The 22798-nt window shown below is 65.0% G+C and carries 22 protein-coding genes; 12 read left to right on the forward strand and 10 right to left on the reverse strand.

Annotation, left to right across the window (positions count from 1 at the left end; all coding sequences use genetic code 11):
• The first annotated feature begins 4 nt into the window (after positions 1–4).
• Positions 5–844 carry a phosphoenolpyruvate hydrolase family protein gene (locus DPM33_RS07200; protein ID WP_112096680.1) on the forward strand — a complete coding sequence of 280 codons (840 nt, stop codon included), beginning with the start codon at positions 5–7 and terminating at the stop codon, positions 842–844.
• A 4-nt stretch (positions 845–848) separates the two neighbouring features.
• Complete coding sequence (locus tag DPM33_RS07205; protein ID WP_112096681.1) at positions 849–1265, forward strand: cupin domain-containing protein; 417 nt, start codon at positions 849–851, stop codon at positions 1263–1265.
• A 176-nt stretch (positions 1266–1441) separates the two neighbouring features.
• On the opposite strand, the gene DPM33_RS07210 is transcribed toward DPM33_RS07205, so the two are convergent.
• Entirely contained in the window at positions 1442–2635 is a 1194-nt protein-coding gene (locus tag DPM33_RS07210; RefSeq protein WP_112096682.1) for a M24 family metallopeptidase, read from the reverse strand.
• 343 nt (positions 2636–2978) lie between these two features.
• Between DPM33_RS07210 and DPM33_RS07215 the strand changes: the two genes are divergently transcribed.
• The 6 genes from DPM33_RS07215 to DPM33_RS07245 all read left to right on the forward strand — a co-directional run bounded on the left by DPM33_RS07215 (position 2979) and on the right by DPM33_RS07245 (position 8957).
• Positions 2979–4589 (forward strand): ABC transporter substrate-binding protein, encoded by a 1611-nt coding sequence (locus DPM33_RS07215; protein ID WP_112096683.1) that lies wholly within the window; start codon positions 2979–2981, stop codon positions 4587–4589.
• Positions 4590–4850: 261 nt separating this feature from the next.
• On the forward strand, positions 4851–5837 hold the full coding sequence (locus DPM33_RS07225) for an ABC transporter permease (protein ID WP_112096684.1): 987 nt from the start codon (positions 4851–4853) through the stop codon (positions 5835–5837).
• Complete coding sequence (locus tag DPM33_RS07230; RefSeq protein ID WP_112096685.1) at positions 5834–6664, forward strand: ABC transporter permease; 831 nt, start codon at positions 5834–5836, stop codon at positions 6662–6664. The genes DPM33_RS07225 and DPM33_RS07230 overlap by 4 nt, the downstream gene beginning before the upstream one ends.
• Entirely contained in the window at positions 6661–7671 is a 1011-nt protein-coding gene (locus DPM33_RS07235; RefSeq protein WP_167448977.1) for an ATP-binding cassette domain-containing protein, read from the forward strand. The genes DPM33_RS07230 and DPM33_RS07235 overlap by 4 nt, the downstream gene beginning before the upstream one ends.
• A complete protein-coding gene (locus DPM33_RS07240; RefSeq protein ID WP_112096686.1) occupies positions 7668–8453 on the forward strand; it encodes an ABC transporter ATP-binding protein in 786 nt (261 codons plus the stop codon). The genes DPM33_RS07235 and DPM33_RS07240 overlap by 4 nt, the downstream gene beginning before the upstream one ends.
• Positions 8454–8588: 135 nt before the next feature.
• The gene (locus tag DPM33_RS07245) at positions 8589–8957 is read left to right on the forward strand and encodes an L-2-amino-thiazoline-4-carboxylic acid hydrolase (protein WP_245442028.1); all 369 of its coding nucleotides are present in this window, start codon (positions 8589–8591) and stop codon (positions 8955–8957) included.
• A 12-nt stretch (positions 8958–8969) separates the two neighbouring features.
• Here the strand turns inward: DPM33_RS07245 and DPM33_RS07250 are convergent, their stop codons facing one another.
• The 8 genes from DPM33_RS07250 to DPM33_RS07290 form a co-directional block, all read right to left on the reverse strand.
• Positions 8970–9758 (reverse strand): DeoR/GlpR family DNA-binding transcription regulator, encoded by a 789-nt coding sequence (locus DPM33_RS07250; RefSeq protein WP_245442029.1) that lies wholly within the window; start codon positions 9756–9758, stop codon positions 8970–8972.
• Between the two features lie 62 nt (positions 9759–9820).
• Positions 9821–11116 (reverse strand): NAD(P)/FAD-dependent oxidoreductase, encoded by a 1296-nt coding sequence (locus DPM33_RS07255; protein WP_167448978.1) that lies wholly within the window; start codon positions 11114–11116, stop codon positions 9821–9823.
• Between the two features lie 2 nt (positions 11117–11118).
• Positions 11119–12489: a glutamine synthetase family protein gene (locus DPM33_RS07260; protein ID WP_112096687.1), complete on the reverse strand. Its 1371-nt coding sequence runs from the start codon at positions 12487–12489 to the stop codon at positions 11119–11121.
• A gap of 388 nt (positions 12490–12877) precedes the next feature.
• The gene (locus DPM33_RS07270; protein WP_112096689.1) at positions 12878–13639 is read right to left on the reverse strand and encodes an SDR family NAD(P)-dependent oxidoreductase; all 762 of its coding nucleotides are present in this window, start codon (positions 13637–13639) and stop codon (positions 12878–12880) included.
• Between the two features lie 11 nt (positions 13640–13650).
• Positions 13651–14463 (reverse strand): ABC transporter permease, encoded by an 813-nt coding sequence (locus tag DPM33_RS07275; RefSeq protein WP_112096690.1) that lies wholly within the window; start codon positions 14461–14463, stop codon positions 13651–13653.
• Positions 14463–15326 carry an ABC transporter permease gene (locus DPM33_RS07280; protein ID WP_112096771.1) on the reverse strand — a complete coding sequence of 288 codons (864 nt, stop codon included), beginning with the start codon at positions 15324–15326 and terminating at the stop codon, positions 14463–14465. The genes DPM33_RS07275 and DPM33_RS07280 overlap by 1 nt, the downstream gene beginning before the upstream one ends.
• A gap of 77 nt (positions 15327–15403) precedes the next feature.
• On the reverse strand, positions 15404–16567 hold the full coding sequence (locus DPM33_RS07285) for an ABC transporter substrate-binding protein (protein WP_112096691.1): 1164 nt from the start codon (positions 16565–16567) through the stop codon (positions 15404–15406).
• Positions 16548–17684 (reverse strand): ABC transporter ATP-binding protein, encoded by a 1137-nt coding sequence (locus tag DPM33_RS07290; protein ID WP_112096692.1) that lies wholly within the window; start codon positions 17682–17684, stop codon positions 16548–16550. The genes DPM33_RS07285 and DPM33_RS07290 overlap by 20 nt, the downstream gene beginning before the upstream one ends.
• Positions 17685–17802: 118 nt before the next feature.
• Here DPM33_RS07290 and DPM33_RS07295 point away from each other — a divergent pair, with 118 nt between their 5' ends.
• On the forward strand, positions 17803–18615 hold the full coding sequence (locus tag DPM33_RS07295) for a helix-turn-helix transcriptional regulator (RefSeq protein WP_245442030.1): 813 nt from the start codon (positions 17803–17805) through the stop codon (positions 18613–18615).
• Here the strand turns inward: DPM33_RS07295 and DPM33_RS07300 are convergent.
• Positions 18593–19246, reverse strand: a complete 654-nt coding sequence (locus DPM33_RS07300; protein ID WP_245442037.1) for a GntR family transcriptional regulator — start codon at positions 19244–19246, stop codon at positions 18593–18595. The two genes, DPM33_RS07295 and DPM33_RS07300, sit on opposite strands and share 23 nt — an antisense overlap.
• Before the next feature lie 335 nt (positions 19247–19581).
• Between DPM33_RS07300 and DPM33_RS07305 the strand changes: the two genes are divergently transcribed.
• From DPM33_RS07305 to DPM33_RS07315, 3 genes are read left to right on the forward strand one after another with little or no spacing between them, the layout of a single operon-like run.
• Positions 19582–20709: a BMP family ABC transporter substrate-binding protein gene (locus DPM33_RS07305; RefSeq protein WP_112096695.1), complete on the forward strand. Its 1128-nt coding sequence runs from the start codon at positions 19582–19584 to the stop codon at positions 20707–20709.
• Between the two features lie 27 nt (positions 20710–20736).
• Positions 20737–21861: an ABC transporter permease gene (locus tag DPM33_RS07310; RefSeq protein WP_112096696.1), complete on the forward strand. Its 1125-nt coding sequence runs from the start codon at positions 20737–20739 to the stop codon at positions 21859–21861.
• Positions 21861–22787: an ABC transporter permease gene (locus DPM33_RS07315; RefSeq protein WP_112096697.1), complete on the forward strand. Its 927-nt coding sequence runs from the start codon at positions 21861–21863 to the stop codon at positions 22785–22787. Before DPM33_RS07310 ends, DPM33_RS07315 begins: the two co-directional genes overlap by 1 nt.
• The last annotated feature ends 11 nt before the right edge of the window (positions 22788–22798 follow it).

The raw sequence follows: 22798 nt of genomic DNA on the forward strand, positions 1-22798 counted from the left end.
AAGCATGGCCGCCATTCCGCGCAAAAAGATCCTTGAAAAATTCCGCAAGATGATCGCCGACGGCGTGCCGATCGTCGGCGGCGGCGCCGGCACCGGCCTGTCGGCCAAGGCCGAGGAAGCCGGCGGCATCGACCTGATCATCATCTACAATTCCGGCCGCTACCGCATGGCTGGACGCGGTTCGGCCGCCGGCCTGCTCGCCTATGGCAACGCCAACGAGATCGTCAAGGAGATGGCCTATGAGGTGCTGCCGGTGGTGAAAAAGACGCCGGTGCTGGCCGGCGTCAACGGCACCGACCCCTTCGTCATCATGCCGCTGCTTCTCGCCGAGCTGAAGACGATGGGCTTTTCCGGCGTGCAGAACTTTCCGACCGTCGGCCTGTTCGACGGCACCATGCGCCAGAGTTTCGAGGAGACCGGCATGGGCTTCGGTCTCGAGGTCGACATGATCGCCGAGGCGCACAGGCTCGACCTGTTGACGACCCCCTATGTCTTCAATCCGGACGAAGCGCGCGCCATGACCAAGGCCGGCGCCGACATCGTCGTCGCCCATATGGGCGTCACCACGGGCGGCTCGATCGGCGCCACGTCGGCGAAAACTCTCGACGCCTGCGTCAAGGAGATCGACGCCATTGCCGATGCCGCGCGCTCGGTGCGCAAAGATATCATCCTGCTTTGCCATGGTGGGCCGATCTCGATGCCGGACGACGCGCGCTACATCCTGGAGCGCTGCAAGGACCTGCACGGCTTTTATGGCGCAAGCTCGATGGAACGGCTGCCGGCCGAAGCGGCAATCGCTAGGCAGACGGCGGATTTCAAGGCGATGACGAAAAGGAAGGGATGAAGCTATGGCCGACAAGAGCAAGGTGTTCGTCTATCCGAAGGACGTCAGCGCCTTCGGCTTCGACTGGGGCAGGCTGGCCCTTACCGTTGCCCCGGAAGTGAACGGCGCCGAACGCTTTTCCGGCGGCGTCGTCGACCTGCCGCCGGGCAAGGGTCACACTCGCCACAATCACCCCGGCGCCGAGGAGATCATCTTCGTCATCTCCGGCAATGGCGAGCAAATGGTCGAGGACGAGAAGGGCAATCCGGTGGTGGCCAAGGTCGGTCCCGGCTGCACCATCTACGTGCCGGAAAGTCGCTTCCACTCGACGCTCAACACCGGCGACCAGCCGATGCAGTTATTCGTCGTCTATTCGCCGGCAGGACCCGAGCTTGCACTCCGGGAGCTACCGGATTTCAGGCTGCTGCCGGCTGGCAAGTAATCTTCAGCGTTGCAGCCCCCTCATCCGGCCGCTTCGCGGCCACCTTCTCCCCGAAGGGAGAAGAGACTGGGCGCCAGCGCTGGCACCCACCTCTCCCCCCGGGGAGAGGTCGGATTGCCCCGAATTGCCCTTCGCAATTTGGTTGGCAATCCGGGTGAGGGGGAGCGCCGTTGAGGCTAAGCTGCTACCCCACCCCGGTTCCAGCCTCTGCCCCGATCGCCAAACATCACATAGCCGGCGTCGGTCACCGCGACCGTGTCCTCCAGCTTGATGAAGCCGCGCGTCGGGTGGAGCATGGTCGTCTCGACCGACAGCACCATGTTCTTTTCCAGCGGCTTTGCCGCATAGGTGCCCTCATAGGCGACCGGATGGTTCGTCATCAGGAACGGCGCCTCATGCGTGATCAGCCCCATGCCGTGGGCGAAGAAATCCGTATAGGGCGCCACCTTGGAGGCCTTCAGCACACCCTCCGCATGCGAAATCATGTCGCCGCCCAGCGCACCGGCCTGGACCTTGGAAAAGGCCGCCTGCTGCACGGTCTCGACTTCGGCCAGCAGATCTTCCAGTTCGGCATCCGGCTCGCCGAGCACGCCCATGCGGCAGAGATCGCCGATATAGCCGTGATAATTGCCGCCGGAATCGATCGACAGCACCTCGCCCTTCTTCCACGCCTGGCCTGACGAAGCGCGGTTGTGGCTGGAGCCCAGCGTCAGCAGGCAATATTCGAAATGCGCGCCGCGATTGGTCTCCTCGCGCCTGAGCTGCTCGATGATATCGGCCTTGGTCGTGCCCTCGCGCGCCCATTGAATGGTCGCCAGCATGGAATCGGTGATCAATTCGGAAGCGATGCGCAGCTGTTCCAGTTCGGCCTCGGACTTGATGGCGCGCATGGTCTCCAGCATGCCGGTGGCGTCGATCAGCTTCGCATCCGGCAGCGCCTTGCGGATCAACGTATAGGCGTCCGACGGCAGGAAGCCGGGTTCGATGCCGATGCGGGCGGCCGACTTGCCGATCTTGCGCAAATGCTCCACCGCAAGATTGGCGGCGTCGAGCGTGCCCCAGCAGGCGGCGTGCAAGGTCGGAGTCCAGAACGGATGGTTCTGGTGCTCGCCGCCTTCCATCTTGTTGCCGATATAGGCGGCGTGTTCCGGCCCGCCCTTTTCATAAAGAACGATCGGCAGATAGCGGCTGTGGCCGATCGCGTCCATGGCGGCAAAGAAGATGAACTTGTAGCCGCCGAGCAGATATTGCGTGTTGTGCTTGGAGGTGGCGAAGAGCACGTCGATGCCGGCTTCTTCCATCAGCCGGTCCACCCGCGCCTGGTCGAACGGAACGCTGCTGACTTCGGTTTTGCCCGGAGCGATGTTCATCTGCCTCTCCCTATCTTCATCGGCCGCCCCTATCTTCATCGGCCGCAAGAGCGCCGAAAGTCATGATTGATGGCTGTCACTCAAATCTGCATCATTTTGGCCACTCTGGTCCAGCCAGAACCGATCACTTTCGCGCTGAGCGCGCTTTCATGAACCAACTTAGCTACAATCTGGTCTTACCAGATAATGAGATGGCGCCTGTTTCAGCTAGCTGATCCAGCGGACGGAAATTTCAAAGCCAAGCCATGATGCGCCAAATCCGTCTCTGGCGAAACCGTTGCCAAGGGCCATAATTACACGCGATTGCCGCGCCTGCCACGGCGCGAAGAGGGGAGTTTTAGCAATGTCCGAATTGACGATTTCACGCCGCGGCCTGCTGGCCGGCTCGGCGCTGCTGCTGGCCTCGACCGCGCTGCCGACCATCGGCTTTGCGCAGACGCCGAAGAAGGGCGGCCGGCTGATCGTCGCCGCAGACTCCGAGCCGCGCAACCTCAACCCGGCGATCGTCGCCTCCAACGGCGTGTTCTTCATCTCAAGCAAGGTCGTCGAGACGCTGGCCGAAGCCTCCTTCGACGGCAAGGACGGGCTCGAGCCGCGCCTCGCGCTCTCCTGGGAAGGCGCCGCCGACGGATTGTCGGTGACCTTCAAATTGCGCGACGGCGTCAAATGGCATGACGGCAAGCCCTTCACTTCGGCCGACGTCGCCTTCTCGGCGCTGCAGGTCTGGAAGCCGCTGCAAAATCTCGGCCGCACCGTGTTCAACGACCTGACCGCCGTCGACACGCCGAACGAGCTGACCGCCATCTTCAAATTCGCTAAGCCGACGCCATTTCAGCTGATCCGCAACGCGTTGCCGGCGCTGTCGAGCGTCGTGCCGAAGCACGTCTATGAGGTTGGCAAGATCGAGGAAAACCCGGCCAACAACGCCCCGGTCGGCACTGGCCCGTTCAAATTCGCCGAGTACAAGGCCGGCCAATATTACCGATTGACGAAGAACGACGCCTATTGGGGCAAGGACGAGCCTTATCTCGACGAGATCATCTACCAGGTGCTGCCGGACCGTACCTCGGCCGCAGCGGCACTCGAGGCCGAAGAGATCCAGCTCGCCGCCTTCTCCGCCGTGCCGCTCGCCGACCTCGAGCGGATTTCCAAAGTGCCCGGCCTGAAGGTCATCACCAAGGGCTATGAGGGGCTGACTTACCAGCTCGTCGTCGAGATCAACCACCGCCGCAAGGAGCTCGCCGACCTGAAAGTGCGCCAGGCTATCGCGCATGCCATCGACAAGGATTTCGTCGTCAAGACGATCTTCCTCGGCTATGCCGCCACCGCCACCGGCCCGGTGCCGAAGAACGATCCGCAATTCTACACCGCCGACGTACCGACCTATCCCTTCGACGTCGCCAAGGCCAACGCGCTGCTCGACGAAGCCGGCTACAAGCGCGCCGACGACGGCAAGCGCTTTGCGCTGAAGCTTTTGCCGGCGCCCTATTTCAACGAGACGAAGCAGTTCGGCGACTATCTGCGCCAGGCGCTGGCCGCCATCGGCATCGACGCCGAGATCGTCAACAACGACTCGGCCGCGCACATCAAGGCCGTCTACACCGACCATGCCTTCGACCTCGCCGTCGGCCCGCCGGTGTTCCGCGGCGACCCGGCGATCTCGACCACCATCCTGGTGCAGAGCGGCATCCCGGACGGCGTGCCCTTCTCCAACCAGGGCGGCTACAGGAACGCCGACCTCGACGCGCTGATCGCCAAGGCCTCGGAGACGCTCGACACAGCCGCCCGCACGGAGCTTTACAAGGAGTTCCAGAAGAAGGTCGCGGCCGACCTGCCGCTGATCAACGTCGCCGAATGGAGCTTCATTTCCGTCGCGCGCGATACGGTCGGCAACATCGCCGACAACCCGCGCTGGGCAGTGTCGAACTGGGCGGACACCTATTTGGCGGGTTGATGCCGCACTTGCGGATCAACAGTCGGGGTGCTCAGCTTCCAGAATGAGAGTTCCTTCGCGCCCCCCTCTGTCCTGCCGGACATCTCCCCCACAAGGGGGGAGATTGGCAGTTTCGTCCCCATCGCACTTCTCGCAACGTTGGAGATTGGCGAAAGCAGCGATGACAGCTGATCTCCCCCCAAGTGGGGGAAATGTCCGGCAGGACAGAGGGGGGCGCCGTAGAGCGCGGCGCCCAAGGCTTGGCCCTCATATAGCTTCGCCATGACCCGCGCCCTCCCCCTTCTGCGCCGCCGTCTCGTCGGCAGCATCTTCGTCCTCCTGATCGTCATTATCGGCAGCTTCCTCCTGCTCGAAGCCGCCCCCGGCGATGCCGTCGACGCCTATATCGTCTCGACCGGCGGCGATGCCGGCATGATCGAATTGCTGCGCCATCGCTGGGGCTTGGACCAATCCGAACTGACGCGCCTCGCCAACTACCTCTGGGCACTGCTGCATCTCGACCTCGGCCAATCGGTCACCTTCTCGCGACCGATCCGCGACATCATCCTCGAACGCCTGCCGACCACGCTGATCCTGATGGGCAGCGCCACCGCGCTCTCCTTCGGCCTTGGCTCGGCACTCGGCATCTATGCCGGCGCCAGGCCCGGCAGCGTCCGCGACCGTTTCCTGTCGATCGGCTCGCTGGCGCTTTATGCCGTGCCCGGCTTCTGGCTTGGCCTTGTGCTGATCGTCGTCTTTGCTGTCGACCTGCGCTGGCTGCCGATCGGCGGCATCGAGACCATCGCCTCTGCCAAGACCGGGCTGCCGCGGGCCGCCGACATCGCCACCCATCTCGTGCTGCCGGTCTCCGCGCTCGGCTTCATCTATCTTGCGCTTTATCTGCGCATGATGCGCGCCGGCATGGCCGAAGCCTGGCGGCAAGAATTCGTGCTCGCCGCTCGCGCCAGGGGCCTGACGCGCCGCCGCATCGTGTTTGCCCATGTCGCCCGCAACGCCCTGCTGCCGCTGGTCACCATGCTCGGCCTGCAATCGGCGCAGATGCTGGGCGGCAGCGTCGTCATCGAAAGCGTCTTTGCCGTGCCCGGCCTCGGCCGTCTGGCGCAGGAAGCGGTCGCCGGGCGCGACACGCCGCTGCTGCTTGGCATCATCCTGGTCAGCGCCGTCCTGGTCATAGCAATCAATCTTCTGGTCGATCTCGCCTACGCTTTTCTCGACCCGCGTGTCGGTGCCGGCGAGGCAAGCGCATGAACCGGCTGCGCCGCTTCTTTTGCACACCGGAGGCGGTCGCCGGCGCGGCAATCCTCGCATCGCTGATCGCCATGGCGCTGGCGGCGCCGTTGATCTTTCCCGGTGACCCGCAGGCGATCGCCGGCCCGGCACTGCTGCCGCCGTTCCACGACTGGTCGTTGCCGCTCGGCACCGACCGGCTCGGCCGCGACGTGCTGGCGGAGTTGTTCCATGGCGCCCGCACCTCGCTGGCCGTCGGGCTGGCGGCCGCCGCTGCGGCGCTTCTGATCGGCGCTATTGTGGGCACCTTAGCCGGCTTTGCCGGCGGCCTGATCGATGAAGTGCTGATGCGCGTCACCGACGCCTTCCAGACCGTACCGAGCTTCCTGCTCGCGCTCGCCTTCGTCAGCATTGTCGGCCCCTCACTGGGGGTCGTCGTCGCCGCGATCGCGCTCGGCGCCTGGACCGGACCCGCGCGGGTGGCGCGTGCGGAAGTGCTGTCGATCCGCGAACGCGACTATGTCGCCGGCGCCCGCGTCATCGGCATGTATCCGCTCGAAATCGCCTTTCGCGAGGTGCTCCCCAACGCGCTGCCGCCAGTGCTGGCGCTGTCTTCCGTGATCGTCGCTGCGGCGATCCTTACCGAGGCAGCACTTTCCTTCCTCGGCCTTGGCGACCCCAATCGCGTCACCTGGGGCGGCATGATCGCCGAGGGGCGCACCGTGCTGCGAACCGCGCCGTTTCTGTCGATCGTTCCCGGCGTCGCACTCGTGCTGACGGTGCTCGGCGTCTACCTCGCAGGCGAAGGCGTCGTGGAGAGCACGGCGGTGCGCAGGAGCCTGTCGTGACGGTGCTGCTTTCCATTCGCGATCTTGCGGTGCGGTATCAACGCGACGGTGTGGAGGTGGCAGCGCTAAAAGGTGTCAGCCTGGATGTTCTCGCAGGAGAGCGCCTGGCGATCATCGGCGAAAGCGGTTCGGGCAAGAGCACGCTTGCGCTGGCGATCGCGGGGTTATTGGCCAAGTCGGCCCTTGTGGATGGCACGATCGAATGGCCGCCAGGCCAACTTCAGCCGTCTCGTTTCTTCGCACCCCCCTCTGTCCTGCCGGACATCTCCCCCGCAAGGGGGGAGATCAGCAGTTCCGCTGGCGGCTTTCCTCCTGCAACGCCAGAGATTGGCGAAAGCGACCGCGACGGCTCAATCTCCCCCCTTGTGGGGGAGATGTCCGGCAGGACAGAGGGGGGCGCCGTAGAGCACCGGCGTTCTAATGTTCGTGGTGAATTGCCCCGCCTCGGCCGCGATATCGGCTTCGTCTTCCAGGACCCATCCTCCAGCCTCGACCCGGTGATGCCGATTGGGAGGCAGATCGCGGAGGTCGTGCACACTCATCTCCACCTCACTTGGCGAGACGCCTACGCCAAAGCCAAAACCCTGCTCGAACGCGTCCGCCTCCCCGACCCGGAAGCCACGCTGCGCTGCTACCCGCACCAGCTTTCCGGCGGCCAGAAGCAGCGCGTGGCGATCGCAGCGGCAATCGCGGCCGGACCAAAACTCCTGATCGCCGACGAAGCGACCAGCGCGCTCGACACCATCGTCCAGGCGGAGGTCGTCACCCTGATCCGCGGGCTCGTCGCCGAGGACGGCATGACGCTGCTCTTCATCAGCCACGACATCGCACTCGCAGCCTCGCTTGCCGACCGCATCGCTGTGCTGCGCCACGGCGAACTGATCGAGCTCGGCCAGACCGATCAGATCATCAACGCGCCGCGCCAGAGCTACACGCGCGCGTTGCTCGATGCTCATCTCGGCCTCGACGCGAAGCCTTTGCTTGACCGGAAAGGCGCGTCCGCATGACCGTGCTTGCCGTCTCCAATCTCGCCAAGCGCTACCGTCGCGGCGGTAAGCCTTTCGCGGCAGTCGACGAGGTGTCCTTCGAGATCGGTCCGGCCGAAACGCTGGCGCTCGCCGGCCCGTCCGGCAGCGGCAAATCGACAATCGCAAAGCTGGTGCTGCGGCTGATCGAGCCCGATGCCGGCCGCATCGACTTCGAAGGCGGCGACTTCCTCGCGCTGTCAGGTGGCTCGCTGCGCGCGCGCCGCGCCCGTCTGCAGATGGTGTTCCAGGACCCGCTTGCCGCCTTCAATCCGCGCGCCACCGTGGCGCGCGTGCTGGATGATCCGTTGCGCATCCACGCCATCGCCTCGCGCGCCGAGCGCCCGCTCCGGATAGCGGCGCTGCTGGAGCGCGTCGGCCTCGAGACCAACCTTGCCACGCGCGCCATTCATGAGATCTCCGGCGGCCAGCGCCAGCGCGTGGCGATCGCCCGCGCCATCGCCACGCGACCGTCGCTGATCGTGCTCGACGAAGCGGTTTCGGCGCTCGACGTCTCGGTGCGCGGACAGATCCTGGAATTGTTGCTCGACCTGCAACGGCAGGAACGGATTGCCTATCTGTTCATCTCGCATGATCTCGGCGTCATCCGCGCAATCGCCCATCGCGTCGTCATCCTCGATGCCGGCAAGATCGCCGAGAGCGGCGATGCCCGCACGGTCATCGCCAATCCGCAGTCGGCGGTCGGCAAGGCGCTTGTGGCGGCGACGCCGAAGCTTGTCAGAACCAGTCAGGAGGCATCATGACCGACCCCGAAGCCGTCAGAGCCGAAAAACTGTCGAACGAGCTCGACTCCGCCTTTCGAAATCGCGCCGACCCTCTACCGCCTCTTCCTCGACGAACTGACCGCCGAACTCGGCGCAGACAAGGCCGAGGCGGTTATGGTCCGCACCATCGAGAAGCGCGGCCGGGAAGTCGCTGCGGCTGCCTTCGCCGGTTTCGGCCCCAATGACGCGCCGGCGATCGGCGAAGCATTCCTCTCCGTCAGTCCGGATGGCGGCCGCATGTATCCGACCGACGTCGATCGCGGCCCGGACCATATAGCCTTCAAGGTGAAGCGCTGCCCGCTGAAAGACGCCTGGGTCGAAGCCGGCGTCGGCGAGGAAAAACTCGCCACGCTCTGCCGCATCGCCGGCGCCTTCGACCGCGGCCTGTTCGAGGCCACCGGCGTGCGCTTCGCCAATGTCACCTGGACACCCGGCCATGGCTCCGCCTGCTGTCACATCGCGCTCACCAATCGGGATGCTTAGCCGGACAAGTGTTCAACCGTCGGCAAAGACGTGCAGCTCGCCGCCGGCCTCGTCGATCGCGGCGCGCAGCTCCGCCGCCGGTTCGCTGTCGGTGACGACATCGGAAATCTCACTCAGCGCGCAGACGCGCTCCAGGCCGCTGCGGCCGAACTTGTCGTTGGTGACGACCAGCATCGTCGAGAGCGACCGCCGCATCATCGCCCGCTTCACCGCCGCCGCGCCCGAGATCATGTCGCTCGGCCCCTCGGTGTTCAGCGCCGAGGCGCCGATGATGGCGACGTCGGCATTGTAGCGGCGGATGAATTCCACCGTGTCCTCGCCGAGCACGGCCGCTTCGCGGCTGTCATAGGTGCCTGGACAAAGGATGACGCGAAAGCCGGGATTGGCGCCGGCCACCGAGGCGACGCCGAGGGAGTTGGTGATGATCGTCAGGTCCCGGCCGTGCTGCGACAGGCTGCGCGCCACCTCATAGGCGGTCGACCCGCCGTCGATCATCACGATGCTGCCCTTCTCGATCAGTCCGGCAGCACCTCGCCCGATACGGGCCCGCTCCTCGACCATGGTGAGGCCGCGTTCGGCGATCACCGGCTCCGACGTCACCAGCGAAATGGTTGCGCCACCATATGTGCGGTTGAGCAGCCCCGCCTCGCCGAGCTCGATGAGATCGCGGCGGATGGTCTCGCCGGCGACGCCGATGCGGCGCGCCAGCTTCGAGATGCGGATCGACGCCGAGCGCCGGACCTCCGACAGGATCAGCTCATGTCGCTCCTTCTTCGTCAGCCGGCTCGGCTCGATGTTCATCGGTCTTCCTTCTCGGGGTCCCCGGCGTGGACATTAGCCACGCAGGGGACGGGAAGCCAGTGTCAGTGTCGGAGCCGGTCGCGCATCGCATACCACAGCATGCCGAGCACATAGAGCGGTCCGCGCAGCGCCGTGCCGCCGGGGAACGGCAGCGGCGTCAGTGTCGAGAACAGGTCGAGCCGCGAGGCATCGCCGGTGATCGCTTCCGCCAGGAGCTTGCCCGACAGCGTCGACAGGATGACGCCCTTGCCGGAATAGCCATGCGCGAAATAGACCTCGCCGTAATGCCCGACATGCGGCAGGCGCGACGTGGTCACCGACACCAGCCCGCCCCAGGCATGGTCGATGCGGCAGCCCCTGAGCTGCGGAAACGTCTTTTCCATATGCGGCCGAACGAAAGCCGCGATGTCGGCCGGCGGCGAGGGCGTATAGCGCTCGCCGCCGCCGAACAGCAGGCGGCCGTCCGCCGACATGCGGTAGTAGTTGACGACGAACAGCGTGTCCGACACCGCGACATTTGCCGGGACGACGTTGCGCTCGCCCAGGGGCTCGGTGGCAACGATATAGTTGCCGACCGGCATGATGCGGCTGTTGACGCGCGGCTCGAGACCCTTGAGCAGCGCATCCCCGGCCAGCACCACATGCCTGGCGCGGACCGAGCCCTTGTCGGTGAACACCCGAATGGAGGGCTCGCGCTCCAGCCGCACGGCGACCGAGTTCTCGTGGATGATAACCCCCGCGCTGACCGCGGCGCGGGCGAGCCCCAGCGTGTAGTTTAGTGGATGCATGTGGCCGCCGAGCGGCTCGAAGACCGCGCCCTGATAGGGTGTGTCAACCTTCTGTCGCGCCTGAGCCGCCGAAAGGATCTCGACATCGGTGAACTTCATCATCTTGGCGAGGCATTCGGCTTCGTCCTCGAAGTCGCGCATGTCGGAGTTGTTGACGGCGCCGACCAAATGACCGGTTAGGCGTAGGTCGCAGTCGATGGCATGGCGTTCGATGATGTCGAGCACCAGCCCGCGCGCCTCGAAGGCCAGGTCGAACAGCGCCTTCGCCCGTTCCGGCCCGAAGCTTTTGACCAGGCCCCTGGCGCCTTTGCGCAGGCCCGGGATCATCTGGCCGCCATTGCGCCCGGAGGCGCCCCAGCCGATTTTGCCGCCTTCGAGCAGCACCACTTTCAGCCCACGCTCGGCCGCATGCAGTGCCGCCGAAAGACCGGTGCAGCCGCCACCGACGACCACCAGATCGGCCTCGACATCTGAGGCTAACTCAGGATGGTCGGGCGCCGGATTGGCGGTGGCGACATAATAGGATTTGCCGACATCGAGGCCGGAATTGAAACCTGTTGAATGAGCCATGATCACACCTTGAGCAGCAGGTGGTCGCGTTCCCAGGCCGTCACGACGCTCTGGAACAGGTCGAGCTCCACGCTCTTCACGCGCAGGTAGGTCTGGAAGAAATCCTCGCCGAGCAGTGCCCGCACGGGCTCGCAGGCGGCGAAGCGATCGAGCGCCTCCTCCATGGTTTTCGGCAGCGTGCTCTTGCTCTTGTAGGCATTGCCGGATGCCTCGGCGGATCGCGCCAGCTTCTCCTCGATGCCGAGATAGCCGGCGATCAGCGAGCCGGCCATGGCCAGGTAGGGATTGGCGTCGGCCCCAGGCAACCGATTCTCGATGCGACGCGCGGCCCGGCCGCCCAGCGGCACGCGCAAGCCGCAGGAGCGGTTGTCATGCGACCATTCGATGTTGGCCGGCGCGCTGTGGTTCGGCCGGATGCGCCGGTACGAATTCACGTTGGGCGCAAACAGCGGCATGATTTCGGGGACGTATTTCTGCAGGCCACCGATGAACTGCGCGAACATTGCGCTGTCTTCACCGTCTGTACCGGCAAACAAGGGCTCGCCCGCTTCATCGACGATCGACATGTGCAGATGCATCGAGCTGCCGGCCTGCGCGGCGATTGGCTTGGCCATGAAGGTGGCGTGCATGCCGTTGGCTTGTGCCGCCTGTCTGGCGAGGCGCTTGAACAGCAGCACCTTGTCGGCGAGCGCCAGCGGATCGCCATGCAGGAAGTTGATCTCCAGCTGCGCCGTGCCGGATTCATGGATCAGCGTCTCGAGCGGCAGCCCCGCGGCCGCCGAATGCGCGTAGATGCGCTGGATGACCGGTTCGAATTCCTCCAGCGCCTGCATGTCGTAGGGATGTTGCACGCTTTCCGGCCGGCCGTTGCGCCCGGTTGGCGCGATGATCGGGCGATCCGGATCCGGATTTGGCGCCGTCAGATAGAATTCGAGTTCCGGCGCCATCACCGCGCGCCAGCCACGCTGCTCATAAAGGTCGAGCACGGCTTTCAGCACATGGCGCGGCGAAGCCATCCACGGCCGGTCGTCCATGTGGAACGTGTCGGCGAAAACATAGGCTCTGCCGGCGCTGCCCGGCGCGAGACACAGGCTGGAAACGTCCGGCACCATGCGCATGTCCGGATCGGAATAAGCAAAGCCTTCGTCGATGGAGCCGGAATAGCGCCCGTCTATTGCGACCAGGAAGGCGCTGCTCGGCAGATAGAGCGCGCGGTCATCGAGCGACTTGAGGAACTTGGCCGCCGGCAGGGTCTTGCCGCGCAGCACGCCATTGACGTCGGGCACGAAGCACTCGACCTCGTTGATCGCATGCGTTTGCAACCAGCTTTGCGTGTCCGCGCCGGGGAATGAAGTGTTCAGATTGTCAGGCATTGGTCATGTCCGTACGAAGGAGGAATCGCTTCGGCGGGCATGTCCGTTCCGGTAGGGCGTTATCTAAGCTGCGTTATCCGAGGACGGACGCCCGCCTGATGGCCGGCCGAAAGGCCGGGTGCGGAGCGCCTTGCACCCCTTCGGTCCAGCCGTCACGAACGACATGCGAGCCGACCTTGGTCTCCTCCGCGCGCTGCAAATTCTCGAAGCGGCAGCAACGCATGATCAGCGATACCCCGCGCGCGCAAAAGAAATACCGCAGGCAAAAAACGGATGCCTTTCGCGGTATCGCTGTTTTGCAGCTTGCATGACGGGGTCTCATCAAGGTTCGGAGTTGATGGTTTGACCGATCATCGTTGCCGAAGCAAGTCCGCTTCGCTGGACCAGATCAGCCAATGCTCTCGCCGCCATCCACCACCAGCGCCTGTCCTGTCATGAACGATGAGCGGTCGGAGACCAGGAACAGGATGGCTTCGGCGATCTCCTCCGCGCTTGCCCAGCGCCCCATCGGGATCTTGGTGCGGACATAGTTTTCGATCGCGTCGCGCCCACCCATCTGGGCGATGAACGGCTCATTGAACGGCGTGTCGACCCAGCCGGGGCAGAGCGCGTTGATGCGCACATTGTGCCTGGCGTAGTCGAGCGACATCTGCCGGGTCATCGCCACCACGGCATGCTTGGACGTGGCATAGGCGATCATTTCGCGATCGTAGAAGACGCCGGAATTGGACGCCGTGTTGAGGATGACGCCGCCGCCTTGCGCGATCATCGCCGGCATGACGGTCTTCGCCGCGAGGAACTGCGCCCGCACGTTGATGCGCCACGAGGCATCCATGCCATCGGTACCCACATCGGTCAGCGTGCCGCCGACCTGGATGCCGGCATGGCTGTGCAGGATGTCGATCCGGCCATGCCTGCCGAGCGTTCCCTCAATCAGCCCTTCGACGGCCTTATCATCGCCGACATCGGTGGCGATCGCCTCGGCGCGGCCGCCGGCGTCGCGGATGTCGGACGCGGTCGCCTCGCCGGTCGTCGGATCGCGGTCGGCGATGACCACGACCGCCCCTTCCCTGGCCATGATTATGGCGCCGGCGCGCCCGATCCCCGACCCAGCGCCCGTCACCACGGCGATTCGGTCTTTCAAAATCATGGATGTGTCTTTCAAGGCGATGGCTTTCGCCGGCCGAGCTGCCATTGCGCGAGCAGGACGAGCAGGACCGACGCGCAGAGCACGATCGTCGCGATGGCGTTGATCTCCGGCGTCACGCCGCGCCGGATCGAGGCGAAGACATAGATCGGTAATGTCGTCTGGGCGCCGGCGACGAAGAAGGCGATGATGAAATCGTCGAAGGAGAAGGTGAAGGCGAGCAGGAATCCCGCGATCACCGCCGGCATGATCTGCGGCAGCACGATCGAGCGGAATGTCGTCAGCGGCGTCGCGTAGAGATCGCTCGAGGCCTCGACCAGATTGCGGTCGAGACTCGCGAGCCGCGTGCCGACGATCATCGTCACCAGCGCCATGGAAAACAGGCCGTGCGCGGCGATGATCGAGCCGTAGCCGAGCGAAAGCCGTGGCGGCTGGTCGGTCGGCCACAACTCAGCCAGGAACGGATTGACGACGGCGAAGAGCTGCACCAGCGCGACAAGCGTCGAGATGCCGATGACGACGCCCGGAACGACGATCGCCGCACCCAGAAGCGCGTCGAAGAGAGCCCGCGTCCGGGCGCCGACGCGCTGCAGCCCGAGCGCCGCGGCCGTGCCGCAGAACGCCGCAAGAAGCGCACTGGTGGTGGCGATGAAGAGGCTGTTCTTCAGCGCCTCGACCAGGAAGGGATTGGACAGCGCCTTGCCATACCATTGCACCGAGAAGCCGGTGAACTCGCTGGCATGATGGCCGGCATTGAAGGAGAACAGCACGACCAGCGCGATCGGCAGATAGAGGAAGGCAAAGACGGCAACGACGAAGGCGCGCATCAGATGAGGTCCACCCGGCGTGCGCCCGACAACCGGGTCGAGATGCGGTTGGCGACGATCAGCACCACGACCGAGACCAGCACCAATGTGATGGCGATGGCCGATCCGAACGGCCAGTTGCGCGACTGCAGGAAGAGATCGACCAGCGCGTTACCGATGAAGAACACCTTGCCGCCGCCGAGCAGTGTCGGGATCAGATATTCGCCCAGCAGCAGGATCATCACCAGCGAGAAGCCAGTCATGACGCCGGGCAGCGACAGCCTGAGCGTCACGCCGAGGAAGGTCGACAGCGGCGTCGCGCCGAGATCGGCGGAGGCTTCCAGCAGGCGCCGATCGAGCCGTTCCAGGCTGACATAGATCGGCAGGATCATCAGCGGCAGGTAGCCGTAGACGATGCCGAGCAACACCGCGCCCGGCGTGTTGATCAGCCTGAGATCCTCGATCCCGACATAGGCGAGCAGCGCCGGGATGCCGCGCCCGCCGAGGATGTACATCCAGGCATAGGTGCGCATCAGAAGGCTGGTCCAGAACGGGATGACGATCAGCGCGAGCAGGATCAGCCGCCAGCGCTGCGGCGCGCGCAGCGCCAGATAATAGGCGACCGGATAGGCGACGAGCAGGCAGGCCAAGGCGCCGACCGGCGCCAGCAGCATCGTGTTCCAGAACGCGGTCGCCCGCGCCGGCAGGTTGGCATATTGCGCGAAGGTCAGTGCGGCCTGATATCCGCCCTCCGGCGCCCGCTCGCCGACGCTGAAGATGGCGATGGCGACGAAGGGCAGCACCAGGAAGACGACCAGCCACAGCGCCGCCGGGGCGAGCAGCAGCGCCGTCATGAGGTTTTTGCGAAAGAGACTGCCGCGCATCGGGAAAGCCGGTTGGGAGCCGGCGGACTTTCGTCCGCCGGTCGCATTGTCTTGATCGGGTTTGTCGCCGGTCTCGCTCAAGCCGACTTGAAGCGCGCCATCAGCTCGGCGCGGCCCGGATCGGTCAGCGTGGCCGCGGCGCCGAATTCGAGCGGCTTCAACAGATCGGCGGCCGGATAGAGGATCGGGTTGTCGAGCACTTCCTTCGGCAGCAGCGCATTGACCCGCGCATCGGTCGAGGGCGCGCCATTGGCCAGATGCTCCTTCACCGCGACCTTCGGGTTCATCAGGTAATTGAGCAATGCATAGCCGGCCGGCTTGTTCGGCGCGTCCTTCGGGATGGCATAGAAGTCGGTCCATATCTCGCCACCTTCCTTGCCGAGCACATAGGCGATCTCGGGGATGTCGCGATGAAGCTGCGCCCCGTCATTGGTCCAGCACATCGTCATCCAGGCATCGCCGGCGCGCATTCCCGGCTGGTAGTCGCTCGACACCGCGAACAGATGCGGCTTGACCTTGAGCAGCAGTTCCTCGGCCTTGGCGAGCTCGTCCTGCTTCAGCGAGTTGAACGAATAGCCGTAATATTTCAGCGCGTTGCCGATCGTGGTCAGCTGGTAGTCGTGCACCATGGTGCGGCCGTCGCCTTCCGCCATGGCGGTGTCCCAGAACTCCTTCCAGCTCGACATCGGCTTGGCGAGCTTCTTGGTGTTGACGGCGAAACCGGTGGTGCCCCAGTTCTTCGGCACGGCGTAAGTCGTCCCGTCGATCGTGCCTTCCGCGGTGAAGCGCGCGTCTTCCGACTTGCCGTCGAAGTTGCCGAGCTTGGCCATGTCGAGCGCTTCGATGATACCGAGCTTCTTGTAGGTCGAGATCGTGTAGTTGGTCGGCACGAACAGGCTCCAGCCCGAGCCGCCGGCCTGCAGCTTGGCCAGCATCTCCTCGTTCGACCCGAAGACGTTGACTTCGACGGCGACGCCCGTATCGGCCTTGAAGTTCTCGAAGGTCTGCGGGTCGTGGTAGTTCGGCCAGGTGGCGATCGACATGCGGTCGCCGAGGCTTTCGGCGGCGAAGGCCGGCGTCGGCATGATACCGAGCTCGCGCGCCATGACCGCAGTGGCAACGCCAAGGCCGGTGAGGCCGAGGAAGTCGCGCCGGCTGATCGAGCCGCGCTTAAGGCGCATCAACTGGTCGACGAATTTATCGGGGCTTATCGGCAGTCCGTCACGATAGGATTTCGGCATTTTGGTCTTCCCTCTGGTTGGTCCCGTTGTTTTTGGCGTGTGGAAACGCCAGCGGCGCTCCGGCGGCAAAGCCGATGGCGACGGGTTCGCCCGGCTTGAAGAGATTGCCCTGGCCGATCACGTGATCGGCCTTGGCGAGCAGCGATCCGATGCCCGGGACCTCGATCGCGTATTCCGCGGTCGATCCCAGGAAAATCCGGTTGCGGACGATGCCTTTCAAAGCACCGTTTCCGGATGCCGACAGGCTGAGCGATTCTGGCCGCAGGCTGACGGACACCGCCTCGCCCCGGTCGAGCGGCACTCGCTTGCGCGCCGAAATTACCGTGCCGTCGGCAAGCGCGACGTCGACGAGATCGCCCGAAAGGCCGGCCACCTTGCCGCTCAGAAGATTAGTCTTGCCGACGAAATCGGCCACGAACAGATCGGCCGGCTCGTCATAGATCTCACTTGGCTGTCCGAGCTGGACGACGCGACCGCCATTCATGACGCAGACGAAGTCGCTCATCGACAGCGCCTCCTCCTGGTCATGGGTGACCAGCACGAAGGTGATGCCGATCTCGCGCTGCAGGTTCTGCAGCTCGATCTGCATATCGGTGCGCAGCTTCTTGTCGAGCGCCGCCAGCGGCTCGTCGAGCAACAGCACCGCCGGCTTGTTGACCAGTGCCCGGGCGAGCGCCACGCGTTGCTGCTGGCCGCCGGAAAGCTCGTGGATCTTGCGGCGGCCATAGCCGGCGAGTTGCACCATGGCGAGCGCCTCGCCTGCCCTCGAGGAGATGTCGCGCGACGACAGTCGCGGCCTTGCCTGGCGCAGCCCGTAGGAGATGTTGTCCTCGACATCGAGATGCGGGAACAGCGCATATTGCTGGAACACCATGTTGACCGGCCGCCGGTAGGGCGGCGTTCCCGCCATGTCGCGGCCGCGGATCAGCACCTGGCCCTCGCTCGGCTGCTCGAAGCCGCCGATCATGCGCAGGCACGTCGTCTTGCCGCAGCCGGAGGGGCCGAGCAGCGCGACGAAAGCCGAAGGCGGGATGGCGAGGTCGATGCCGCTCACCGCGGTGACCGCGCCATAGCGCTTGGTGACCGCGCGAAATTCGATATCGGGCACAGCAGTCAAGCCACGGGCTCCAGCGACAGCGTGAGGCAATATCGCGACGCTAGCAGAGCCAATGCCGGCTAGTATATACCTCGCAGGTGGTATATTTAGCCGATTTTATCGTTTAGAGGGGTATGGATTGGCCGCCTCCCGCAGTGACGACTACAACGCCCTAGCGGCCGTGATCGCCGCGTCGCGCGAGACAGCGGGCGACCATTTCGGCAAGGCGATCGTCGGCTGGCTGCGCGGGCATGTCCGTTTCGACCATTGCGTGATCTTCGGTTATCGCGGTGCCGCGCGGCCGCCGCTGCTGTTCGAGACCTTCTCGCCGGCGGAGAGCCACATCTTCGTCGCGCTCTATCAGGATGGGCCCTATCTGCTCGACCCGTTCCACCACGCCGCGGTCGAGCGCAAGGAAGGTTTCTGGCGCATGCGCGAGCTCGCGCCCGACCGCTTCTATGCCAGCGAATACTATCGCTCCTACTACAGCCAGACCCGGCTCGCCGAGGAGGTCGGCTTCTTCGTGCCGCTGGCAGGCAAAGACGCGATGGTGCTGTCGCTGATGCGGCTGCGCGCCAGCGGGCCGTTCGGCACCGCCGACGCCCGGTTGCTGCGCGACATGGCACCGGCGGTGATCGGCTTCTGCAAGCAGCGCTGGCCGTCTCTGCCTGCCGACGAAGCCGCCATCCCGCCATCGGACGAAACCGTCACGATGCCCCACGAGCTCGACCGCGCTCACATCTGGAAGAGCCTGTCGCTGACCTCGCGCGAAAAACAGGTGGTAGACCTCGTGCTTCAGGGCCACTCCACGGAATCGATCGCCAGGGCGCTCAGGATCGTGCCGGGAACCGTCAAGGTCCACCGCCGCAACATCTACCGCAAGCTCAAGATCAAATCGCAGGCCGGTCTCTTTGCACGCTTCGTCGAGATCATCGACGCGCGGATTGGCTGAACTCGGGATGCACCGGATCGACAGCCGCAAACACCGCGCTCGCCTCGCTGACGATGGAGACGTGGTCCCTGGCGGCCTTGCCCGCAGCCATGCCGTCGCCGCGCATGATTGCGGTGACGATCACGTCATGCTCCTGCCAGGATTTGGCCAACCGGCCCGGCAGCATGAACTGCGCGCGCCGGAACGGCGCTAGCCGGCTGCGCGTCATCACGGTCAGATCATAGACATGCGTGTTGTGGGCGCCGCGATAGAGCCGGGTGTGGAACTCGGTGTTGAAATACTCATAGTCCTCCTCGGCGCCTATCTGCACCAGCCGCGCCGAGGCCAGATGCTCGATCTCCAGCGAGCGGCGCTCGCCGCCGGTCATGCGCGCGGCCGAGAAGCGCGCGCAGATCGCCTCCAGCTCGGCCATGCTTTCGAACATCGAGGCGAGATGTTCCTGCGTGATCACGGCAACGATGGCGCCGCGGTTGGGCCGCCTTTCGACCAGCCCCATGGCGCTCAAATGACCGAGCGCCTCCCGGACCGGCGTGCGCGAAACGTCGAAGCGGGCGGCGAGCGAGCCCTCGTCGAGCCTTTCGCCGGGGCGCAGATAGCCGGTGACGATGCGGTCGGCGATCGCCCTCACCATCTGATCCACGGTCGTGCCCGACCTGACCAAGCTGCGCTTTCCAGGCACGTCTCCTCCGTCCGGTTTATTGCAGGCAGGCCCGCGAGGCGGACGGCTCACGGGCTGGTTTCGACTCGGACTGCACCCCTGTATGCCTATGTTTTAAACTCGATGTCAAACTGATCACTTTTAGAGCATAAAGTGCATGCACTTGCCTCGCCTTTATGCAGAGCTTCCAAAGCCTGTCATTGATTTTATTACAAAAAATAGACTTTTAAACCTGGCACAGCGATTGCATGCACTTTCTTGGAGAACATCAAAACCCCGAGCGGGTCCAAGAAAGGGGAGCATTCGATATGACCGACAGATTCATGCTTAGCCGCCGCGATCTGCTCAAGACCTCCGCCGCCGGAGCGGCGCTCGGCCTGGCCTCGGCAGCCTTTCCGATCCGCGGGGCACGCGCCGCGGCGACCACCGTCGGCTTCATCTATGTCGGTCCGAAAGACGACTACGGCTACAACCAGGCGCATGCCGAGGGCGCCGCGACCCTGAAGTCCATCGAAGGCATTTCCATCGTCGAGGAAGAAAACGTTCCCGAGACGGTCGACGTGCAAAAGACGATGGAATCGATGATCAATCTCGACGGCGCCTCACTGATCTTCCCGACCTCCTTCGGTTACTTCGATCCGCATATGCTCGCCATGTGCGCGAAATTCCCCGACGTGCAGTTCCGTCATTGCGGCGGCATGTGGAACAAGGACAAGCACCCGATGAACGCCGGCTCCTATTTCGGCTATATCGGCATGGGCCAGTATCTGAACGGCGTCGTCGCCGGTCACGCCACCAAGTCGAAGAAGCTCGGCTTCGTCGCCGCCAAGCCGATCCCGCAGGTCCTGCTCAACATCAATTCCTTCCTGCTCGGAGCGCGGTCGGTCGATCCGGCGATCACTTGCCAGGTTATCTTCACCGGCGAATGGTCGCTGGCGGTCAAGGAAGCGGAAGCCACCAACGCGCTGGTCGACCAGGGCGCCGACGTCATCACCTGCCATGTCGACAGCCCGAAAGTGGTGGTCGAGACGGCCGCCGGCCGCGGCGCCTTCGTCTGCGGCTATCACGCCAATCAGAGCCCGCTGGCGCCGGAGAAATACCTGACTGGCGCGGAGTGGAACTGGGCCAAGGTCTACAAGATGTTCGTCGACGACCTCGTCGCCGGCAAGCCATTGCCCAACTTCACGCGCGGCGGCCTGGCCGACGGCTTCGTCAAGATGAGCCCGCTTGGTCCCGCCGTCGGCGAAGCGGCCCGCAAGCAGTTCGACGGCACCCTGGCCGAAATGATGAAGGGCGGCTTCTCCGTCATCAAGGGACCGTTGAAGAGCAACAAGGGCGCCGTCGTTGCTACCGCGGGCCAGGCATTCGCCGAGACCGCCATTGAGCTCGAAAGCATGGACTATCTCGTCGAGGGCGTCGTCGGCTCGACGGCCTGAACAGGCCGAGCCGAGGGAGACCGGGCGATGACGGATACGGTGAGCAGCGCGGACGTGCGGACCATCCTCGATGCCCGAGGATATCGGCCGGCGCTCGAATGGATCGCCAGGCGGGCGGAGACCTTCGTCATTCCGCTCGCGGCGCTCATCGTCGGCATGGTGCTGTTCAGCCTGTTCATCCTGGCTGTCGGTAAGTCTCCGGTCCAGCTCTACGAGACGATGTGGCGGGGCGGCTTCGGCTCCTGGTTCTCCATCCAGAACTCGCTGTCGCGCGCAGCACCGCTCTTGCTTGCGGCGCTCTGCGTGGCCCTGCCCGCGCGGCTTGGCCTCGTCGTCATCGGCGGCGAAGGCGCAATCGTGCTCGGCGGCGTCGCGGCGGCCGCCATCGGCGTGGCGCTGAACGGCGCGCCGTCTGTTCTCGTCATATTCCTCATGGGCGTGGGGGGCGTGGCCGCCGGCGGCATCTGGATCGGTGCCGTCGGCGCGCTCCGCCACTACCGCGCCGTCAACGAGACCATCTCCAGCCTGCTGATGGCCTATATCGCCATCGCCCTGATGAACCACCTCGTCGAAGGGCCGTTGCGCGATCCGGCCTCGCTCAACAAGCCCTCGACCCAGCCGCTGGCCGACATCTACCGCATCGGCAACATCCCCGGCATGGAAGTGCATTGGGGGCTCGTCGTCGGCATCCTCGCCTGTCTGCTCTCCTGGTTGCTGATCGAGAAGACCCGCTGGGGCTTCGCCGCCCGCATCGCCGGCGGCAATGTCAGGGCGGCGCAGGTGCAGGGGCTTGCGGTAGGCCCGCTGATCGTCGGCTTCACCGCGCTTGCCGGCGGCTTCGCCGGCCTTGCCGGTATGCTGGAGGTGGCGGCCGTGCAAGGCAGCGCCAACGGCTCGCTTGCTGCCGGCTACGGCTACACCGGCATCCTCGTCGCCTTCCTCGCCCGCCACAATCCGCTTGCCATCATCCCGGTCGCCATCCTTCTCGGCGGCATCGACGCCTCCGGCGGCCTGATCCAGCGCCGCATGGACCTGCCCGATGCGACCGTCCTGGTGCTGCAGGGCATGCTCTTCATCGTCATCCTGTTCAGCGAGACGTTCTACGGCCGCTTCAAGCTCTTCAACCCGGACCTCTGGCAGAGGAGCACCTGATGGAAACGACCGACATTGGCCTGTGGGGCGTGCCGCTCGCCATGCTGGGCGGCGCCATCCGCGTGTCCACGCCCTTCATCTTCGTGTCGCTCGGCGAAGCCATCACCGAGCGCTCCGGCCGCATCAATCTCGGCCTCGAGGGCACGCTGGTTTTCGGCGCCATGAGCGCCTACGCGGTGGCGGTGATGACCGGCTCGCCATGGCTCGGCCTGGCGGCCGCGGGGGTCGCCGGCCTCTGCTTCGGTCTCTTCCACGGCTGGATCTGCAAATTCCCGAAGGTCAACGACATCGCCATCGGCATCGCCCTGATGCTGTTCGGCACCGGCCTCGCCTTCTTCTTCGGCAAGCCCTTCATCCAGCCCTCGGCGCCCGACCTGCCGGCAATCCCCTTCGGCACCTGGTCCGACATTCCGCAGGTGCAGGCGGCGCTCAACGTCAACGTGCTGTTCCTGATCGGCGCCGCGCTTGCCGTCTTCCTCTGGTGGGCGTTCCGCAACACCCGTATCGGCTTGATCGTGCGCGTGGTCGGCGACAGCGCCGATGCCGCGCGCGCCATGGGTCTCAATCCCAATACCGTTCGCCTTCTCGCCACCGGCGTCGGCGGCGCGCTGGCCGGCATCGGCGGCGCCTACCTGTCGCTATACTATCCCGGCAGCTGGACTGAGCGCATCTCGTCCGGCCAAGGGCTGATGGCGGTGGCGCTGGTCATCTTCGCGCGCTGGAACCCGCTCGGCTGCTTTGCCGCCGCGCTGCTGTTCGGCGGCGCCGGCGCCCTCGGCCCGGCGCTGCAGTCGGTGGGCGTCACGCAAGGCTACTACCTCTTCTACGCCGCGCCTTACATCCTCACCCTCATCATCATGATCGCCACCTCATCGCCCAGCAGGGCCCTCGCCGGCGCGCCCGGCGAACTGTCGATCACCAGATGACTGTCCTTCCG

Origin of the sequence: Mesorhizobium hawassense, assembly GCF_003289945.1 — a bacterium.
In the GTDB taxonomy this organism is placed as follows: Bacteria; Pseudomonadota; Alphaproteobacteria; order Rhizobiales; family Rhizobiaceae; genus Mesorhizobium; species Mesorhizobium hawassense.

Excerpts from the sequence above, each read along its gene's own strand:
- DPM33_RS07200 (WP_112096680.1), top strand. The coding sequence starts at position 5 with ATGGCCGCCATTCCGCGCAAAAAGATCCTTGAAAAATTCCGCAAGATG.
- DPM33_RS07205 (WP_112096681.1), top strand. The coding sequence starts at position 849 with ATGGCCGACAAGAGCAAGGTGTTCGTCTATCCGAAGGACGTCAGCGCC.
- DPM33_RS07210 (WP_112096682.1), bottom strand. The coding sequence starts at position 2,635 with ATGAACATCGCTCCGGGCAAAACCGAAGTCAGCAGCGTTCCGTTCGAC.
- DPM33_RS07215 (WP_112096683.1), top strand. The coding sequence starts at position 2,979 with ATGTCCGAATTGACGATTTCACGCCGCGGCCTGCTGGCCGGCTCGGCG.
- DPM33_RS07225 (WP_112096684.1), top strand. The coding sequence starts at position 4,851 with ATGACCCGCGCCCTCCCCCTTCTGCGCCGCCGTCTCGTCGGCAGCATC.
- DPM33_RS07230 (WP_112096685.1), top strand. The coding sequence starts at position 5,834 with ATGAACCGGCTGCGCCGCTTCTTTTGCACACCGGAGGCGGTCGCCGGC.
- DPM33_RS07240 (WP_112096686.1), top strand. The coding sequence starts at position 7,668 with ATGACCGTGCTTGCCGTCTCCAATCTCGCCAAGCGCTACCGTCGCGGC.
- DPM33_RS07245 (WP_245442028.1), top strand. The coding sequence starts at position 8,589 with ATGGTCCGCACCATCGAGAAGCGCGGCCGGGAAGTCGCTGCGGCTGCC.
- DPM33_RS07250 (WP_245442029.1), bottom strand. The coding sequence starts at position 9,758 with ATGAACATCGAGCCGAGCCGGCTGACGAAGAAGGAGCGACATGAGCTG.
- DPM33_RS07255 (WP_167448978.1), bottom strand. The coding sequence starts at position 11,116 with ATGGCTCATTCAACAGGTTTCAATTCCGGCCTCGATGTCGGCAAATCC.
- DPM33_RS07260 (WP_112096687.1), bottom strand. The coding sequence starts at position 12,489 with ATGCCTGACAATCTGAACACTTCATTCCCCGGCGCGGACACGCAAAGC.
- DPM33_RS07270 (WP_112096689.1), bottom strand. The coding sequence starts at position 13,639 with ATGATTTTGAAAGACCGAATCGCCGTGGTGACGGGCGCTGGGTCGGGG.
- DPM33_RS07275 (WP_112096690.1), bottom strand. The coding sequence starts at position 14,463 with ATGCGCGCCTTCGTCGTTGCCGTCTTTGCCTTCCTCTATCTGCCGATC.
- DPM33_RS07280 (WP_112096771.1), bottom strand. The coding sequence starts at position 15,326 with ATGCGCGGCAGTCTCTTTCGCAAAAACCTCATGACGGCGCTGCTGCTC.
- DPM33_RS07285 (WP_112096691.1), bottom strand. The coding sequence starts at position 16,567 with ATGCCGAAATCCTATCGTGACGGACTGCCGATAAGCCCCGATAAATTC.
- DPM33_RS07300 (WP_245442037.1), bottom strand. The coding sequence starts at position 19,246 with ATGGTGAGGGCGATCGCCGACCGCATCGTCACCGGCTATCTGCGCCCC.
- DPM33_RS07305 (WP_112096695.1), top strand. The coding sequence starts at position 19,582 with ATGACCGACAGATTCATGCTTAGCCGCCGCGATCTGCTCAAGACCTCC.
- DPM33_RS07310 (WP_112096696.1), top strand. The coding sequence starts at position 20,737 with ATGACGGATACGGTGAGCAGCGCGGACGTGCGGACCATCCTCGATGCC.
- DPM33_RS07315 (WP_112096697.1), top strand. The coding sequence starts at position 21,861 with ATGGAAACGACCGACATTGGCCTGTGGGGCGTGCCGCTCGCCATGCTG.